We start from the raw sequence: 16,137 nt of genomic DNA, 5'->3' as shown, positions 1-16,137 counted from the left end.
CTCGCGGGGGGCAGAGCGGCAGGACGAGGAGGCGCCGCATGCGGATTCCGGCCGGCCGGCAGGAGTGGCTGTCATCGCCCTGGTGGCGCGGCGCCGCCGCGGTGGCGCTCGGGGCACTGCCCGCGCTCGCCTTCCCCGCGCCCTCCCTCTGGTGGTTCGCGTACGTCGCCCTGGTGCCGTGGATGCTGCTGATCCGCTCCGCCCCGACGGGCCGGCGGGCGGCGCTGGACGGCTGGCTCGGCGCCACCGGCTTCATGATCGCCGTACATCACTGGCTGGTGCCGAGCCTGCATGTGTTCATCGTGGTCCTGGCGGCGCTCCTCGCGCTGCTGTGGCTGCCCTGGGGGTGGCTGGTCAGATCCATGCTGGGCGGGGAACCGTCGGCCCGCCGCGCGACGGCCGCGCTCGCCGTCGTCCCCTCCGGCTGGCTGATGGCCGAACTGGTCAGGTCCTGGCAGGGCCTGGGCGGCCCGTGGGGGCTGCTCGGTTCGAGCCAGTGGGAGGTCGCCCCCGCGCTGCGGCTGGCTTCGGTCGGCGGTGTCTGGCTGGTGAGCCTGCTGGTGGTCGCGGTCAACACCGGCGTCGTCGTGCTGGTGTCCGTGCGCCGGGCCCGTACGCCCGTGGTGGCCGCGGTGGCGGCCTGCGCTGTCGGGGTGGGCGCCGTGTGGGCGTGGGCGCCGCGCCCCGAACCGTCGGGCCGGGTGCGTGTCGCGGTCGTCCAGCCCGGTGTCGTCGACGGCGCCGGGGCCCCCGAGCGGCGCTTCGCGCTCGGCGAGGCGCTCACCCGCGACCTGGCGGGGCGGGATGTCGACCTGGTGGTGTGGGGCGAGAGCAGCGTCAGCGCGGACCTGACCGAACGCCCCGACCTCGCGGCCAGGCTCGCCGCCCTCTCCCGGGCGGTCGGCGCCGAAGTGCTGGTCAATGTGGACGCACGGCGCTCCGACCGGCCCGGCATCTTCAAGAGCTCGGTCCTGATCGGCCCGGAGGGCGTCACCGGTCAGCACTACGACAAGATGCGCCTGGTCCCCTTCGGCGAGTACGTCCCGGCGCGTTCCGTGCTCGGCTGGGCGACCTCGGTGGGCAAGGCGGCGGGCGAGGACCGCAGGCGTGGCACGAGCCCCGTGGTCATGACGCTCTCCGGAAGCGGCGCGGCCGACGGACTGCGCGTCGGTCCTCTGGTGTGCTTCGAGTCGGCTTTTCCCGACATGAGCAGGGAGCTGGCCCGAAGCGGCGCGCAGGTGCTGGTCACCCAGTCGGCGACCTCGACGTTCCAGAACAGCTGGGCGCCCGAGCAGCACGCCTCGCTCGCGGCGCTGCGGGCCGCCGAGAACGGGCGCCCGGTGGCGCACGCCACGCTCACCGGCGTCAGCGCGGTGTTCGGCCCCGACGGCGAGCGGGCCGGCTCGCCGCTGGGGACGGACCGGAGCGCTTCCGCGGTGTACGACGTCCCGCTGGCCCGGGGTACGACGGCGTACGCCGGGCTCGGCGACTGGGCCGTCCACGGCGCACTCGCCGTGCTGGTCCTGCTGTGCGCGGCCGAGGGCGTACGGGCCCTCAGGCGGCCCGCTGCTCCTCGGCCGCCCGCACCACCCGCTCGCACAGTTCGTGAGTCAGCAGCGCGTCCCGGGCGCTGAGCAGCTTTCCGGCCCGTACGGCGCCGAGGAAGGAATCGACGCACTGCTCGATGCCGCGCTGGTGGGCCACCGGTACCCAGTCGCCGCGGCGGCGGACGGTCGGCTGCCCCTTGTGGTCGACCACCTCGGCGAGGTTGAGGACCTGGCGCTTGGTGTCCTGGCCGGAGACTTCGAGGATCTCCTCGGTGGAGCCGTTCATCCGGTTCATGGTGCCGATGGCGGTGAACCCGTCGCCGGAGAGCTGGAGGACGACGTGGTGCACTAGGCCCTCCACGACCCGGGCGCGTACGTCGATGTGGTCGACCGTGCCGGGGACCAGGAAGCGCAGGGTGTCGACGACGTGGATGAAGTCGTCGAGGACGAGGGTGCGCGGGTCCTCGGGCAGGCCGACGCGGTTCTTCTGCATGATGATCAGGTCGCGCGGGTGCTCGGCGCACTGCGCGTAGCCGGGTGCGAGACGGCGGTTGAAGCCGACGGCGAGGCTGACGCCGCGTTCCTCGGCGAGCCGCACCAGCCGCTCGGACTCGGCGAGTTCGTACGCGAGCGGCTTGTCGACGTACGTCGGCACGCCGGCCTCCAGGAGCCGGGTCACGATCTCGGGATGCACGGCGGTGGGCGCGTGCACGAAGGCGGCGTCCAGGCCCTGCCCGAGCAGTGCGCCGAGGCCGGTGTGGCACTGTGCGCCGGGGATGCGGTGGGACGCGGCGACCCGCGCGAGGGTGGCGGGGGTACGGGTCTGCAGGTGCAGTTCGAGCCCCGGCACGGCGGTCAGTACCGGCAGGTACGCCTTCTGTGCGATGTCCCCGAGCCCGATGACGCCGACCTTCACTGAGGGTCTCCCTAACGCTGTGCCTGATGGTCCCGGATCTGCGGGTCCGGTGCCCCGGCAGCATACGTGCGCTGCGGCGGCAGCCAGTCGGCGATGCCGTCGAAGGCGCGCAGGGCCAGTCCGGGGCCGAAGCCGGCGAGCGTCATCAGGGTGTCGCGCAGGGCGGCGCCCGGGGCGCTGCGGACCGACATCAGCCTGGTGACCCTCGCGGACTTGCGGACGATGCCGGTGGTGCGCGGCAGCCGCTCGGCGGAGTACGCCGCCAGGCCGGTCCCGACGTCGCCCGCGTCCGGGAGGTGGTGGGCGAGGACGATGCCGTCCTCGATGGCCTGGTTGCCGCCCTGGCCCAGGGTGGGGGCCATGGCGTGCGCGGCGTCGCCTAGCAGCGCGGTCCTGCCGCGGTGGAAGGCGGGCAGCGGCGTGACGAGGTGGCGCACGTCGTGCCGCAGGACCTCGTCGGGCCCGGCCGCGGCGACGATCTCGGGGACGGGGCTGTGCCAGTCGCCGAACCTGCGCAGGAGTTCGGCCTTCTCGCCGTCGGCCGAGTGGCCTCCGGCGGGGACCGCTGCGGCGGCGTACGCGTAGATCCGGCCGTCCAGGAGCGGCTGGCTGCCCCAGAGGGCGCCGCGGCCCCAGGTCTCGTGCGGCGCGAAGGGGGCGGCGACGGTGGCCGGCACCACCATGCGCCAGGTGGTGATCCCGGCATAGACGGGGCCGGGGTGGTCCGGGAAGAGGGCGCGGCGCATCGCGGAGTCGACCCCGTCGGCGCCGACGACGAGGTCGGCCTCGATGTCCCCGTCGGGGGTGGTGACGACGGCGGCGCGCCTGCCCGCCACTCCGGGGTCGGTGAGCGTCGCGGGCGATCCGGTGCGCAGCACCCCGCCGGGCAGCCGGGCGGCGATGCGGTCGATCAGGGTGGCGCGGTGGACGAGGACGAGGGGACCGCCGAAGCGCTCGGCGGCGGCGGAACTGTTCGTACGGCAGAGCCAGCGGCCGCCCGGCGAGCGCATGCCGCCGTCGCCCTGCCAGGCGGCCAGCTCGCGGATCTCCTCGCCGAGACCGATGACGTCGAGGGCGTGGTGCCCGTTGGGGGCCAGGCCGATTCCGGCGCCGACCGCTTCCACGGCGGCCGCGCGTTCCAGGACGGTGACCTGCCAGCCGCGCTGGTGCAGGGCGACGGCGGCGGTCAGCCCGCCGATCCCGCTTCCCACGACGACGGCGCGGGGCCGCGTCCGGGGCTTGGGCTGGGAGTGGGCAGTGATGACCATGGCTCCTCCTCGGCAACTACACCTGTAGTGACTCCCTCACCGTACTACAGGTGTAGTTGCGGGCGGTAGGCTGTTCCCATGACCGCACGCGCCGCCGCCACGGGCCGCTCCCGGCCCGAGCTGATCGCCGACACCGCCCTGACCCTGCTCGTGGAGCGCGGCATGCGCGGACTCACCCACCGGGCGGTGGACGAACGCGCCGGGCTCCCCCAGGGCTCCACGTCCAACTACGCCCGTACGCGCCAGGCACTGCTGGAGGCGACGGTGCGCCGACTGGCCGAACGCGAGGCGCAGGTGCTCGCCCTCGACGGGACGCCCGCCCCGTCGGCCGGCCTCGACGGCGTCGTCGGGGCCTTCGCAGCCGCCCTCCACCGCTACCTGACCCACCATCGCGAACTGCTCGTGGCCCGCTACGAGCTGGGGCTCGAAGCGACACGCCGGCCCGAGTTGCGCGAGTTCTACGACACGACCGGCCGGCACCGGTTCCGGGAGCCGCTCAACGCGCTGATGGCGGCGGCCGGTTCCCGGGAGCCGGAACGGCACACCCTGTCGCTGGTGGCCTGGTGCGAGGGGCTGATGTTCTCCTGCGCGGCCGGTTCGTACCACTCCGCGGTACCCGGCGAGGAGGAACTGCGCCGGGGGTTCGGCGAGTTGCTGCGCGGCATGCTCGGCACGCACTGCGCCCCCGGCACCCCTGGTACGCCCGACGCATAAACGATGGCGTCGGGCGGGCCGGTGAACGACGATGATCACCATGACGAATCCTGAGCGCATCCACCCCTCCACCACCGCCGGTGAACGCGAGATGCTGGACAGCTGGCTGGATTTCCACCGCGAGACGCTGGCCCTCAAGTGCGCGGGCCTGAGCGAGGAGCAGCTGCGGGAGACCGCCGTGGAGCCTTCGGACATGTCGCTGCTCGGTCTCGTACGGCACCTGACGGAGGTCGAGCAGGGCTGGTTCCACCGGGTGCTCGCCGACGAGGACGTGCCGCGGCCCTACACCAGCGACGAGAACCCGGACGGGGACTTCCACTTCACCGGCCGGGACACCTGGGAGCAGGCGCACACCGCCTGGCGCGAGGCGATCGGCCGGTCGCGCGAGCTGGCCGCGACGCGCTCGCTCGACGACCTGATGGAGGGCAGGCACCGCAGCGGAAGGACGTACAACCTCCGCTGGATCTACGTCCACATGATCGAGGAGTACGCCCGCCACAACGGCCACGCCGATCTCCTCCGCCAGCGCATCGACGGCGCCACCGGCGAGTAGTCCGGGGTGCTCGCGGCTCCGCCCCGCGCGGGGCCGCGCCGGCCGGGACTTCGGGGAGGGGTGGGGAGCAGGAGCGTGACGTCCGCCGGACACCACCGTTCCGGATCACTCGTGCGGGCCAATCTCCGCCGACGATCTCCCCAAACCGCCTCGCGTCCAGCAGAGTTGCGCGGGTGCACCGAACGAGAACCACAGCGAAGTTCCTCATGGGGGTGGCGGTCTCGGCCGCCTCCGTCTCCGCCACCGGATGCGTGGCGGTGGAACCACGGCCCGCTCCTGTGCCCGTGCCCGCCGCGGACGCGCCGCCGTCCTCCCAGAATGTGAAACCGCAGATCGTGCGGGCCCCCGCCCGCGAGGCCCTGGACGCCGCGCTCGATCCCTCGCGGAAGACCGCGCCCCGGGCCGCGCCGCGCGAGGCCCCCGCGGCCCGCCGCGCCGGGGCGCCCGTGCCGTCCCGCCGCGCGGCCCCGGCGCCGGCGCCCGCCCCCGCGCGGCCCGCTCCCGCACCTCCCGCCGTCCCCGCGCCCCCCAGGACCGCCGTACCGGCGGTGCCGCGCGTCCTGCCCACCCTGCCCGCTCCCGCCGCGGGCGCGGGCACGGACGCGTGCGCGCTCGGCAAGGAGTACGGCGGCTGGCGTCCCGGTAGCGCCGAGGCCCGCATCTGCCGTGAGACGTACGGGCGTTGACCGGACTCCGCCGTCCCGCCCCCACCGCCTCTCCCCCGCTCCCCCGTTCACCCGTTCATCCCTCCTCCGAGAGCCTCCGCTCAAGGCGGTCGATAGCCGCTCGCACACCGTCCCCGTAACCGTCGTCCCCCAGCGCGTCGGACACCGCCCGCGCCCGCATCAGATGGGTGCGCGCGGCGTCCGGACGGCGCAGTTTCAGGTAGTCGGCGGCGAGGTTGAGATGGAGCGAGGGATAGAACCCGCGCACCGCGACCGAGGAGTCGTGCCGGGCCACCCGCTCGTCGGTCAGCCCGTCGGCGGCGGCCAGTGCCCTCAGGTCCCACGCCAGTTCGTCACCGGCGTCGTCCTGCGTGTCCGCCATGTAGTGCGCCAGTGTGCAGCGGTGGAAGGCGTCGCCGTCCTCACCGATCTCCGCCCACAGCTCGCCGAGGCGGTTGCGCGCCTCCTCGCGGTCGCCGGCGTGGAGAAGCATGACCGCCTGCCCGATCCGCACCATCGTGACGTCCTCGGACATCTCCTGCCGCTCCATCGCCGTGTTCTCCTGTCGCCCGCACACGCACAGCCAATACCGACGGTCCCGACGCTAGACCCCGTCACCGGCGATCGGGCTCAGGCTCGGGCGGCGCCCCGGTCCCGCTGAGCCAGGCCGGTGACCGTGCGGGCCGCCTCCGCACGCGGTTCCGGCGGGCCCGGCACCTCGGCCTCCAGTCCCAGCAGGCCCCCAGCACCACGGGCAGCGCCTCGACGCGCGGTACGCGTACGGTCCCGGCCGGCCGCGAGGGAACGTTCGCCGTCGGGGAACGGCCGCTTTCGGCGACGACGGCGTGGTCCAGTACACCTTCGAGATGGCGCCTGGCTCGGGCACCGGCGGACCGGCCGGGCTGAGCGGGACGGGCGGGCCGCGCCGCTCGCCCCGGCGAGCCGGCCGCCCCGTACACCTTCACCCGCGACCTGGGCCGGCCGGGCCGGTCAGCCCAGGTGCGGCAGGGTCCAGTCGATGGGCTGGTGGCCCTGGGCGGCGACCGCCTCGTTGATCTGCGTGAAGGGGCGGGACCCGAAGAACTTCTTCGCCGACAGCGGCGAGGGGTGCGCGCCCTTCACCACCGCGTGCCGCTCCTCGTCGATCAGCGGAAGCTTCTTCTGCGCGTAATTGCCCCAGAGCACGAAGACCGCCGGGTCGGGCCGCGAGGCCACGGCGCGGATCACCGCGTCCGTGAACTTCTCCCATCCCTTGCCCTTGTGGGAATTGGCCTCGCCGGCCCGCACCGTCAGTACGGCGTTGAGCAGCAGGACGCCCTGCTCCGCCCACGGCATCAGATACCCGTTGTCCGGGATCGGGGTGCCCAGCTCCGCGTTCATCTCCTTGAAGATGTTCCGCAGGGACGGCGGCACCTTGACGCCCGGCCGCACCGAGAAGCACAGGCCGTGGCCCTGCCCCTCGCCGTGGTAGGGGTCCTGTCCGAGGATCAGGACCTTCACCCGGTCGTACGGCGTGGCGTCCAGGGCGGCGAAGACCTCTTCGCGCGGCGGGTAGACCGGCCCGTTCTCCCGCTCCTTCTCGACGAACTCGGTGAGCTCCTTGAAGTAGGGCTTCTGCAGCTCGTCTCCGAGGACGCCGCGCCAGGACTCGGGCAGCATGTCGGTGTCGGTCACGTGAACAACCTCCGGTAAGCGATCAGCTCTTCACCGGAGAACTTACCCGCGGCCACTGACAGCGGCCGTTACCAGCTGGTCTTTCTGTGCAACTGCCACACCTGCATGATCGTCTGCGGGTCCAGCGCCCGTTCGGCACCCGCGATGTCGTCGGAGGCCGCGACGTACAGCTTGCCCTGCCACAGCGGCAGCAGGCGGACGTCCTTGAGCAGGATCTCCTGGGCGCGACCGAACTGCTCCCCCACCGCGGCGCGGTCGCTCTCCTGCCGCGTCTTCGGCAGCAGGCTGGCCGTGATCTCGGGCGTCTCGTACGGCGTGCCGACGGCGTTGTTCTCGCCGACGAAGGGAGCGACGAAGTTGTCCGGGTCCGGGAAGTCGGGGGACCAGCCGCGGCCGAAGACCGGGAACTCGCCCTTCTGGTACCCCTTCTGGAACGTGTTCCAGGGACGGTGCTTGAGCGTGATCCGGAACAGTCCGGACGCGTCCAGCTGCCGCTTCAGCTCGGCGAACTCCAGCGCGGTGGCCGATCCGTACCGGTCGGAGGTGTACCAGAAGGTGAGCGGGACGGGCTCGGTGATGCCCGCCTCGGCCAGCATGTTCCGCGCCTTCGGCACGTTCGGTTCGCCGTAGGTGTCGAAGAAGCTGGTCGCGTGTCCCGCGACACCGCTCGGAATCATCGAGTAGAGGGGCTCCGCGGTGCCCTTGTAGACCTTGTCGACGAGAGCGCCCCGGTCGATCACCTGGGCGATGGCCCGGCGGACCGCGGGATTGCGCGCGGCCGAGTCCTCGGGGTTGAACACCAGGTAGCGGATCTCGGCGCCGACGGCCTCGACGACCTGGAGCGCCTTCTCCTTCGGCTGGTCCTGCAGGTCGATGACCTGCTCCGCGGTCAGACCGCGGAACGTCGCGTCGATCTCCTTCTTCTTCAACGCTTCCACCATCAGGGCGGAGTCCTTGAAGTAGCGGATCGTGACGGCATCGTTCTTGAGTTCGGCGAACCCGTCGTACTTGGGGTTCTTCACCAGCTCGGCGGTCTTGTCCGGCTCGTACGACGCGAGGTTGTACGGACCCGAGCCGGTCAGCCCGCTGCCCTCGCGGAGCTTGTTCTTCGGGTAGTCCGCGGGGCTCACGAGGGACATCGCGGGCGTCGCGAGGACGAACGGGAAGGTGGCGTCCGGCTTGTTGAGGTGGAAGGTGACCTTCCGGTCGCCGCTCGTCTCGACCCTGTCCAGGCTGGTCAGGAGCCCGCTGGGACCGCCCTCCGCGCCGATGGCGGAAATACGGTCGATCGAGTGTTTCACGGCCGCGGCGTCGAGCTCGGTCCCGTCGGAGAAGGTGAGGCCCTTTCGGAGCGTGCAGCTGTACACCTTGCTCGAGCCGTCCGTGAAGGAGCACTTCTCGGCGGCGTCGGGTTCCGGTGCGGCGCTGCCCACGGGGTAGCTGACCAGCGTCTGGAAGACGTTCCGGTACAGCTCCCAGGAGCCGTCCCACGCGCCGGCCGGGTCGAGCGTGCTGGGCGTGCTCGTCGTACCGACAGCGAGCTTCTGCTCCGTATCGGACCGGTCACCGGACAGCACCCCGCATCCGGTCAGCAGGGATATGGACGCAAGGGCCGCAGTGGACTGCAGACGTCTGGTCCGGTTGAACACGTGCACGCTCCTCGATCAGCCATGGGTCGGCAGACCATACCGCAGTGCCCCGCCGGGCCAACGCGCGGACCCGGCAGGGCACTTGGGAACAATCCAGAGTAAAAGCGGAGTAAAGCGACTCAGCCGACGCCGGCGTTCAGGAAGATCCCGCCGTCGACCACCAGGGTCTGCCCCGTGATCCAGTCCGACTGGTCCGAGGTGAGGAAGGCGGCGGCACCCCCGATGTCCTCGGGAACGCCGAGCCGTCCCAGCGGGTACGCCGCGGCGGCCTCCGCCTCGCGGCCCTCGTAGAGCGCCTGGGCGAACTTGGTCTTCACCACGGCGGGCGCGATCGCGTTGACCCGTACGGCCGGCGCGAACTCGTGCGCCAGCTGGAGGGTCAGGTTGACCATCGCCGCCTTGCTCATACCGTACGCGCCGATGAAGGGCGAGGCGGAGATTCCGGCGACCGAGGCGATGTTGACGATCGCCCCGCCGTTCTCCTTCTGCCACGCCTTCCAGGTCTGTTGCGCGAACCCGAGCGCGGAGATCACATTGGTCTCGTACGTCTTGCGGGCGACCCCGAGGTCCAGCTCCGCGATCGGTCCGAAGACCGGGTTCGTGCCAGCGTTGTTGATCAGGAAGTCGACCCGGCCGAACGCCTCCATGGTGCGCTCGACGGCGACCGCCTGGTGCGCCTCGTCGTGGGCCTTGCCCGCGACGCCGATCACCCGGTCCCCGCCGAGCCTCTCCACGGCCTCCTTGAGCGCGTCCTCGTTCCGGCCGGTGATGCACACCCGGTCGCCGCGGGCGACGAGCGCCTCGGCGACGCCGTAACCGATGCCGCGGCTCGCGCCCGTGATGAGTGCGACCTTCCCGCTGTCCCGTACCTCTGCCTCAGCAGCCATGTTCCTCAGTCCCTCGTCCGTTGGGCGGCGTCAGTTGAGCGGGCCGCCGGCGACATACATGACCTGACCGGAGACGAAGCCGGCGTCCTCGCCCGTGAAGAAGGCGATGGCGTTGGCGATGTCCTCCGGCCTGCCCACGCGCTGCACCGGGATCTGGGTGGCGGCCGCGGCCTGGAACTCCTCGAAGCCCATGCCCACACGGGCGGCGGTCTGCGCGGTCATCTCGGTGACGATGAAGCCGGGCGCGACGGCGTTGGCCGTGACGCCGAACTTGCCGAGCTCCTTGGCGAGGGTCTTGGTGAAGCCCTGCAGGCCGGCCTTGACGGCGGAGTAGTTCGCCTGGCCCCGGTTGCCGAGCGCCGAGGAGCTGGAGAGGCTGACGATACGCCCGAACTTGGCGTCCACCATGTGCTTCTGGCAGGCCTTGGCCATCAGGAACGCGCCCTTGAGGTGCACGTTCACCACGGTGTCCCAGTCGGATTCGCTCATCTTGAAAAGCAGGTTGTCGCGCAGGACGCCCGCGTTGTTCACGAGGATCGTCGGTGCACCGAGCTCGGTGACGACACGGGCGACGGCGGCCTCGACCTGGGCGCTGTCGGAGACGTCACAGCCGACGGCGAGGGCGGTGCCGCCCGCCGCGGTGATCTTCTCGACGGTGTCCTTGCACGCGGCCTCGTCGAGGTCGAGTACGGCGACGGCGCGACCCTCTGCCGCCAGACGGACCGCGGTGGCGGCGCCAATGCCGCGCGCCGCCCCGGTCACGATCGCGACGCGCTGCTCGGTGGTGGACATGCTGGTTCTCCTCGCCCTCGGGTGCGGCCGCGCAGCCAGGTCGACCAGGAGTGATCTCCCGATCACTGAGCAACCGCTTAGTAGCTTCAGCAGACGTGACGCTAGAAGCGATGGCACGCGGTGTCAACGGCCCGGGGAACCACCCGGCGAATCAGTAGCGCAGATCACCGCACCAGCAGATCGAGCAGACGCTCGACCTCGGCCTCGGGATCGGTCGTCAGCCCCGTGTGCACGGGCCCCGGCTGCACGACGGTGCTGCGCGGCGCGATCAGCCAGCGAAAGCGCCGGCCCGCGTCGTCGCCCGCCGCCTGCCCGGCCCCGTCCCCGCCTCCGCAGACGCCTTCCACGGCACGCAGGGCGGCCCGTACGCCCGCTACGTCGGCGCCGGGATCCAGCGCCTTCAGCTTGACCTCGTCCAGGTGCGTCCTGGCCGCGACGAAGGACTTGGCGCGGCAGTAGACGAGCACGCCCGCGTTGAACATTTCGCCGCGCTCCACGCGCGGCACGACGCGCACCAGCGCGTATTCGAAGACGTCCCGCTCGGTGCTCACTTGCCGCCGTCCTTCTCGCCCTGCTCGGCCCGCTCGGTCTTCTCACCCTGCTCGGCCGGGTGCGGCCGCGGCGCCAGGCGGTCCGCCAGCCAGCCGGGAGCCTGCGAAGGCCTGTCCTTGGTCGGCGCGCCGAGGGTGATCCGGTCGTGGATCGTCGCGGCACGCGGCAGCAGCGCGTCGACGTACGCGCGGCGGAGCTCCTCGGTGCTCTCGAAGCCGGGCTCGTCGACCAGCCACTCGGCCGGCACCTCGGCGGCGACCTCGGTCAGCAGTTCCTCGGTGACCAGCGGCGCGAGTTCGGCGGCCGCGGCCGCGATGTCGGGGCCGAAGGGTGCGAGGACATGGTCCGAGGCGTTGTACGGCTTCGCGGACGCGCTCCGGGCGGTCGGCCAGTTGTGGTGCCAGATCATGGTGGCGCCGTGGTCGATGAGCCAGAGGTCCCCGTGCCAGACGAGCATGTTGGGGTTGCGCCAGGAGCGGTCGACGTTGTTGATCAGCGCGTCGAACCACACCACCCGGCCCGCCTCGGCCGGATCCACCTCGTACGCGAGCGGGTCGAAGCCGATCGAGCCGGGCAGGTAGTCCATTCCTAGGTTCAGCCCGCCGCTCGCCTTGAGCAGTTCCTGGACCTCCTGGTCCGGCTCGGCCAGACCGATGACCGGATCGAGCTGGATGGTGACCAGTTCGGGGACGCGCAGCCCGAGCCTGCGGGCCAGTTCCCCGCAGACGACTTCGGCGACCAGGGTCTTGCGGCCCTGTCCCGCGCCGGTGAATTTCATGACGTACGTACCGAGATCGTCGGCCTCGACGATCCCGGGCAGCGATCCCCCCTCCCGCAGGGGCGTGACATAGCGGGTCGCGGTGACTTCGGTGAGCATTTCCCCAGGCTATACGGCTTGGCTCCCTGGAGATCCATGGATCGGGAGCAGGGCCGTACCGCGCCCCGCCTGTGACCGGCCGCCGAGTGCTCCTCAGCCGGTGGCGGCCTTGAAGCCGCGCAGGCGCAGGGAGTTGCCGACGACGAAGACGGAGGAGAAGGCCATGGCGGCTCCGGCGATCATCGGGTTGAGGAGGCCGGAGGCAGCCAGCGGCAGGGCGGCGATGTTGTAGGCGAAGGCCCAGAAGAGGTTCGACTTGATGGTGGACAGGGTCTTGCGGGAGAGGCGGATGGCGTCGGCGGCGGCGAGCAGGTCGCCCCGTACGAGGGTGAGGTCGCCGGCTTCGATGGCGGCGTCGGTTCCGGTGCCCATGGCCAGGCCGAGGTCGGCCCGGGCGAGTGCGGCGGCGTCGTTGACGCCGTCGCCGACCATGGCCACACTGCGGCCCCGGTCCTGGAGCTTCCTGACGACGTCGACCTTGTCCTCGGGCATGACCTCGGCGATCACTTCGTCGATGCCGACCTCGGCGGCGACGGACCGGGCGACCGCCTGGTTGTCGCCGGTGAGCAGGATCGGGGTGAGCCCCAGGGCGCGCAGCCGGCGGATGGCTTCCGCGCTGGTGTCCTTGACCGCGTCGGCGACCTCCAGGACGGCACGGGCCTGGCCGTCCCAGGCCACCGCGATCGCGGTCCGCCCGGCCGTCTCGGCCGCCGCCTTGGCGCGCTCCAGTTCCACGGGCAGGGTCATGGCCCACTCGGTGAGCAGCTGGGTGCGGCCGACGAGGACCGCGTGGCCCTCGACGACGCCCTGGACGCCGAGTCCGGGTACGTTCGCGAAGTCCTCGGGGGTGGGCAGGGCGCCGGTGCGGGCGGCGGCTCCGGCGGCGACGGCCCGGGCGATGGGGTGCTCGGAGGCGTGCTCCAGGGCGCCCGCCAGGCGCAGCACCTCGGCCTCGGTGGTGGTGGGGGCGGTGTGGACGGCGAGCAGGGTCATCTTGCCGGTGGTGACGGTGCCGGTCTTGTCGAGGACGATCGTGTCGACCTTGCGGGTGGTCTCCAGGACCTCCGGTCCCTTGATCAGGATGCCGAGCTGGGCGCCGCGGCCGGTGCCGACCATGAGAGCGGTCGGCGTGGCCAGGCCCAGCGCGCAGGGGCAGGCGATGATCAGGACGGCCACGGCGGCGGTGAACGCGGCGGTCAGGCCGGAGCCGTTGCCGAGCCAGAAACCGAGCGTGCCCAGCGCCAGGGCGATGACGACCGGGACGAAGACGGCGGAGATCTTGTCGGCGAGGCGCTGGGCGGCGGCCTTGCCGTTCTGGGCGTCCTCCACCAGCTTGGCCATCCGGGCGAGCTGGGTGTCGGCGCCGACGCGGGTGGCTTCGACGACCAGGCGGCCCCCGGCGTTGAGGGTGGCGCCGGTGACGGTGTCGCCGGGGGCGACCTCGACGGGCACGGACTCGCCGGTGAGCATCGCGGCGTCGACGGCGGAGGTGCCCTCGACGACCGTGCCGTCGGTGGCGATCTTCTCGCCCGGGCGGACCAGGAAGCGGTCCCCGGCCTGCAGGTCCGCCGTGGCCATCAGGTGCTCGCGGCCGTCACGCAGGACGGTGACCTCCTTCGCGCCGAGCTCCAGCAGGGCCTTGAGGGCGGCGCCCGCCTTGCGCTTGGAGCGGGCCTCGAAGTACCGCCCGGCCAGGATGAACGCGGTGACGCCGGCCGCCGCCTCCAGGTAGATGTTCCCGGCGCCGTCGCTGCGGGCGATCGTGAACTCGAAGGGGTGCGTCATGCCGGGGGTGCCGGCCGTACCGAAGAACAACGCCCACAGCGACCACAGGAACGCCGCCGACGTGCCGACCGAGATCAGCGTGTCCATCGTCGCCGCGCCGTGCTTGGCGTTGGTCCACGCGGCGCGGTGGAAGGGCCAGGCGGCGTACGTGACGACCGGGGCGGCCAGCGTCAGCGACAGCCACTGCCAGAACTCGATCTGCAGCGCGGGGACCATCGCCATCGCGACGACCGGCACGGCGAGGACGGTCGCGGTGACCAGCCTCTGCCGAAGCGGCCGCAGCTCGTCCTCGTCCGCCGCCGACGCCTCCCCGGCGCCGGCCTCCCCGGCCGCCCGTACCGGGGCCGGCTCCTTCGCCGTGTAGCCGGTGGCCTCCACCGTCGCGATCAGGTCCCGCACGGAGACGTCCTCGCCCCGGTAGGTGACCTTCGCCTTCTCGGTGGTGTAGTTCACGGTGGCCTCGACACCGTCCATCCGGTTCAGCTTCTTCTCGATGCGCGCCGCGCACGAGGCGCAGGTCATGCCGCCGATGGCGAGTTCGACCTCGGCTCCGGCACCGGTGGTGGCCGCGGTGGTGGTAGTCACGTCTGCTCCTCGGAATGGTGGGTGGGGGGTCAGGCGCGGCCGACGAAGTCGTATCCGGCGTCGTCGGTCTTCTCCGCGATCAGGGCGTCGTCGGGTTCGGCGGTGGTGGTGACCGCGGCCCGGCCGGTGGAGAGGTCGAACCGGACCGCCACGGTGCTCTCCAGCTCCCCGAGCGCCTTGCTGACGACGGCCCTGCAGTGGCCGCTGTGGGCACCGTCGATCTTGCAGACGGTCGTGTACGACGACATGACGTCCTCCTCTCCGAGAAACCTAATACCCCAGGGGGGTATATTCAACAACTCCATGTATACCCCCCTCCCCCATGCCGCGCAAGCGCCGGCCCCGGTTGACTTAATACCCCCTAGGGGTATCTTGAGATGCGTAAGCCGCTTTCATCGGCGGCCCGTATCACCCGAGGAGACCGTCATGAACACGGGCCTGAAGATCAGCGCCTTCGCCGCCGCGCTCGCCGCGACGTTCGGCACCGCGTACGGCGTGGGCCAGGGCGTCGATCCCGTCGTCGGGGGCGAGCAGCCCGCGGCGCACGGCGGGCACGAGGAGAAGAAGGGAGCCACCGAAGGCGGCGGGCACGGGAGGCACCGGACCGCGCCGGCCGGTGGCCTGCAGATCTCCGAGGGCGGCTACACCCTCGCCCTCGAAACTCCCCGGGTCGCCGCCGGAGACCGCACGAAGCTCCGCTTCTCCATCCAGGACGAGAACGGCCGGAAGGTCACCGCGTACGAGCGCGAACACGGCAAGGAGCTGCACTTCATCGTCGTCTCGCGCGACCTGACCGTCTACCGCCACCTCCACCCGACGCGCGCCGCGGACGGCACCTGGAGCACATCCGCCGGTCTGCCCGCGGCCGGCGACTACCGGGCCTTCGCCGACTTCAAGCCCGCGAAGAAGGGCGCTGCGGGAGTGACGCTCGGCGCCGACCTCGCCGTCCCGGGCAAGTACACCCCCGCTCCCCTGCCCGCCCCCGACGCCACCGCCGAGGTCGACGGGTACGAGGTCACCCTCACCGGCGGACTGCGCCCCGGAAGGAGCGGCGAGCTCCGGCTGAACGTCGCCAAGGACGGCAAGCCGGTCACCGACCTCCAGCCCCACCTCGGCGCGTACGGCCATCTCGTCGCCCTGCGCTCCGGCGACCTCGCCTACCTCCACGTCCACCCCAACGGCGAGCCCGGCGACGGCGCCACCAAGCCCGGCCCGGAGATCTCCTTCACGGCGACAGCGCCGAGCCCGGGGACGTACCGGCTCTTCCTCGAGTTCCGGCACGAGGGCGGGGTCCGCACCGCCGCCTTCACCGTCGAGGCCGGGAAGGGGAAGGGGGCCGGGGATGCCGAGCCGGCCGCCGACCAGCACGGGCAGGAAGCCCCGGGGCACGAGCACTGACCGGTCACGCGGCTCCGGCTCACAAGCCGTGCCGCGGTTCGGCCGGCCACGACGATCAGACGGCTGTCGGCGTCGAGGGCGGCCTGGTGGCCCGCCAAGTACCGGCGCTCCTCGGATCGTTCTGCGACCGCGTGGCCACGGGTGGGCACCAGGGCGCCAGGACGCCGTCCACGGCGAGCACGGCGAGCACGGCGAGCACGGCGAGCGTGCGGAACCGTTCACGGGGCCGGAGCGCGAGCAGGGGGCCGAAGCGCCCGGCGATGCGGTCGGCCGCG

At 72.2% G+C, this 16,137-nt stretch carries 16 protein-coding genes; 5 read left to right on the top strand and 11 right to left on the bottom strand.

Annotated elements, in window-relative coordinates; translation table 11 throughout:
- Positions 1-38 precede the first annotated feature (38 nt).
- Complete coding sequence (gene lnt, locus BN1555_RS28165) at positions 39-1,634, top strand: apolipoprotein N-acyltransferase (protein WP_093801981.1); 1,596 nt, start codon at positions 39-41, stop codon at positions 1,632-1,634.
- Here lnt and BN1555_RS28160 read toward each other — a convergent pair.
- Together BN1555_RS28160 and BN1555_RS28155 are read right to left on the bottom strand one after the other, a co-directional pair.
- The gene (locus tag BN1555_RS28160; protein ID WP_093801980.1) at positions 1,555-2,463 is read right to left on the bottom strand and encodes a Gfo/Idh/MocA family protein; all 909 of its coding nucleotides are present in this window, start codon (positions 2,461-2,463) and stop codon (positions 1,555-1,557) included. The two genes, lnt and BN1555_RS28160, sit on opposite strands and share 80 nt — an antisense overlap.
- A gap of 11 nt (positions 2,464-2,474) precedes the next feature.
- The gene (locus BN1555_RS28155; protein ID WP_093801979.1) at positions 2,475-3,731 is read right to left on the bottom strand and encodes an FAD-dependent monooxygenase; all 1,257 of its coding nucleotides are present in this window, start codon (positions 3,729-3,731) and stop codon (positions 2,475-2,477) included.
- 78 nt (positions 3,732-3,809) lie between these two features.
- Between BN1555_RS28155 and BN1555_RS28150 the strand changes: the two genes are divergently transcribed.
- From BN1555_RS28150 to BN1555_RS28140, 3 genes are all read left to right on the top strand, one after another.
- Positions 3,810-4,445: a TetR/AcrR family transcriptional regulator gene (locus tag BN1555_RS28150; protein WP_093801978.1), complete on the top strand. Its 636-nt coding sequence runs from the start codon at positions 3,810-3,812 to the stop codon at positions 4,443-4,445.
- 40 nt (positions 4,446-4,485) lie between these two features.
- On the top strand, positions 4,486-4,998 hold the full coding sequence (locus tag BN1555_RS28145; RefSeq protein WP_093803696.1) for a DinB family protein: 513 nt from the start codon (positions 4,486-4,488) through the stop codon (positions 4,996-4,998).
- 173 nt (positions 4,999-5,171) lie between these two features.
- A complete protein-coding gene (locus tag BN1555_RS28140) occupies positions 5,172-5,684 on the top strand; it encodes a hypothetical protein (protein WP_255306208.1) in 513 nt (170 codons plus the stop codon).
- 55 nt (positions 5,685-5,739) lie between these two features.
- On the opposite strand, the gene BN1555_RS28135 is transcribed toward BN1555_RS28140, so the two are convergent.
- The 9 genes from BN1555_RS28135 to BN1555_RS28095 all read right to left on the bottom strand — a co-directional run bounded on the left by BN1555_RS28135 (position 5,740) and on the right by BN1555_RS28095 (position 14,712).
- Positions 5,740-6,213, bottom strand: a complete 474-nt coding sequence (locus BN1555_RS28135; protein WP_093801976.1) for a hypothetical protein — start codon at positions 6,211-6,213, stop codon at positions 5,740-5,742.
- A gap of 440 nt (positions 6,214-6,653) precedes the next feature.
- Positions 6,654-7,337: a uracil-DNA glycosylase gene (locus BN1555_RS28130; protein ID WP_093801975.1), complete on the bottom strand. Its 684-nt coding sequence runs from the start codon at positions 7,335-7,337 to the stop codon at positions 6,654-6,656.
- A 68-nt stretch (positions 7,338-7,405) separates the two neighbouring features.
- Complete coding sequence (locus BN1555_RS28125; RefSeq protein WP_093801974.1) at positions 7,406-8,986, bottom strand: ABC transporter substrate-binding protein; 1,581 nt, start codon at positions 8,984-8,986, stop codon at positions 7,406-7,408.
- A 119-nt stretch (positions 8,987-9,105) separates the two neighbouring features.
- Positions 9,106-9,873, bottom strand: a complete 768-nt coding sequence (locus BN1555_RS28120; RefSeq protein ID WP_093801973.1) for an SDR family oxidoreductase — start codon at positions 9,871-9,873, stop codon at positions 9,106-9,108.
- Between the two features lie 30 nt (positions 9,874-9,903).
- Positions 9,904-10,665, bottom strand: coding sequence for a 3-oxoacyl-ACP reductase FabG (gene fabG, locus BN1555_RS28115; RefSeq protein ID WP_093801972.1), 762 nt, complete (start codon positions 10,663-10,665; stop codon positions 9,904-9,906).
- Between the two features lie 164 nt (positions 10,666-10,829).
- On the bottom strand, positions 10,830-11,216 hold the full coding sequence (locus BN1555_RS28110) for a DUF3037 domain-containing protein (protein WP_093801971.1): 387 nt from the start codon (positions 11,214-11,216) through the stop codon (positions 10,830-10,832).
- Entirely contained in the window at positions 11,213-12,094 is an 882-nt protein-coding gene (locus tag BN1555_RS28105; RefSeq protein WP_093801970.1) for a HipA family kinase, read from the bottom strand. Before BN1555_RS28105 ends, BN1555_RS28110 begins: the two co-directional genes overlap by 4 nt.
- Before the next feature lie 93 nt (positions 12,095-12,187).
- A complete protein-coding gene (locus tag BN1555_RS28100) occupies positions 12,188-14,464 on the bottom strand; it encodes a heavy metal translocating P-type ATPase (protein ID WP_304364472.1) in 2,277 nt (758 codons plus the stop codon).
- Positions 14,465-14,493: 29 nt separating this feature from the next.
- Entirely contained in the window at positions 14,494-14,712 is a 219-nt protein-coding gene (locus tag BN1555_RS28095) for a heavy-metal-associated domain-containing protein (protein ID WP_093801969.1), read from the bottom strand.
- A gap of 178 nt (positions 14,713-14,890) precedes the next feature.
- Here BN1555_RS28095 and BN1555_RS28090 point away from each other — a divergent pair, with 178 nt between their 5' ends.
- Positions 14,891-15,862: a hypothetical protein gene (locus tag BN1555_RS28090; RefSeq protein ID WP_093801968.1), complete on the top strand. Its 972-nt coding sequence runs from the start codon at positions 14,891-14,893 to the stop codon at positions 15,860-15,862.
- The last annotated feature ends 275 nt before the right edge of the window (positions 15,863-16,137 follow it).

Source organism: Streptomyces sp. Wb2n-11 (genome assembly GCF_001049855.1).
Taxonomy (GTDB): domain Bacteria; phylum Actinomycetota; class Actinomycetes; order Streptomycetales; family Streptomycetaceae; genus Streptomyces; species Streptomyces altiplanensis.
This window is presented reverse-complemented; position numbering and strand designations above follow the sequence as displayed.

What these genes read in the sequence shown, in the direction of transcription:
- lnt (WP_093801981.1), top strand. Translation starts at nt 39, where the DNA reads ATGCGGATTCCGGCCGGCCGGCAGGAGTGGCTGTCATCGCCCTGGTGG.
- BN1555_RS28155 (WP_093801979.1), bottom strand. Translation starts at nt 3,731, where the DNA reads ATGGTCATCACTGCCCACTCCCAGCCCAAGCCCCGGACGCGGCCCCGC.
- BN1555_RS28150 (WP_093801978.1), top strand. Translation starts at nt 3,810, where the DNA reads ATGACCGCACGCGCCGCCGCCACGGGCCGCTCCCGGCCCGAGCTGATC.
- BN1555_RS28145 (WP_093803696.1), top strand. Translation starts at nt 4,486, where the DNA reads ATGACGAATCCTGAGCGCATCCACCCCTCCACCACCGCCGGTGAACGC.
- BN1555_RS28135 (WP_093801976.1), bottom strand. Translation starts at nt 6,213, where the DNA reads ATGGAGCGGCAGGAGATGTCCGAGGACGTCACGATGGTGCGGATCGGG.
- BN1555_RS28120 (WP_093801973.1), bottom strand. Translation starts at nt 9,873, where the DNA reads ATGGCTGCTGAGGCAGAGGTACGGGACAGCGGGAAGGTCGCACTCATC.
- fabG (WP_093801972.1), bottom strand. Translation starts at nt 10,665, where the DNA reads ATGTCCACCACCGAGCAGCGCGTCGCGATCGTGACCGGGGCGGCGCGC.
- BN1555_RS28105 (WP_093801970.1), bottom strand. Translation starts at nt 12,094, where the DNA reads ATGCTCACCGAAGTCACCGCGACCCGCTATGTCACGCCCCTGCGGGAG.
- BN1555_RS28095 (WP_093801969.1), bottom strand. Translation starts at nt 14,712, where the DNA reads ATGTCGTCGTACACGACCGTCTGCAAGATCGACGGTGCCCACAGCGGC.
- BN1555_RS28090 (WP_093801968.1), top strand. Translation starts at nt 14,891, where the DNA reads ATGAACACGGGCCTGAAGATCAGCGCCTTCGCCGCCGCGCTCGCCGCG.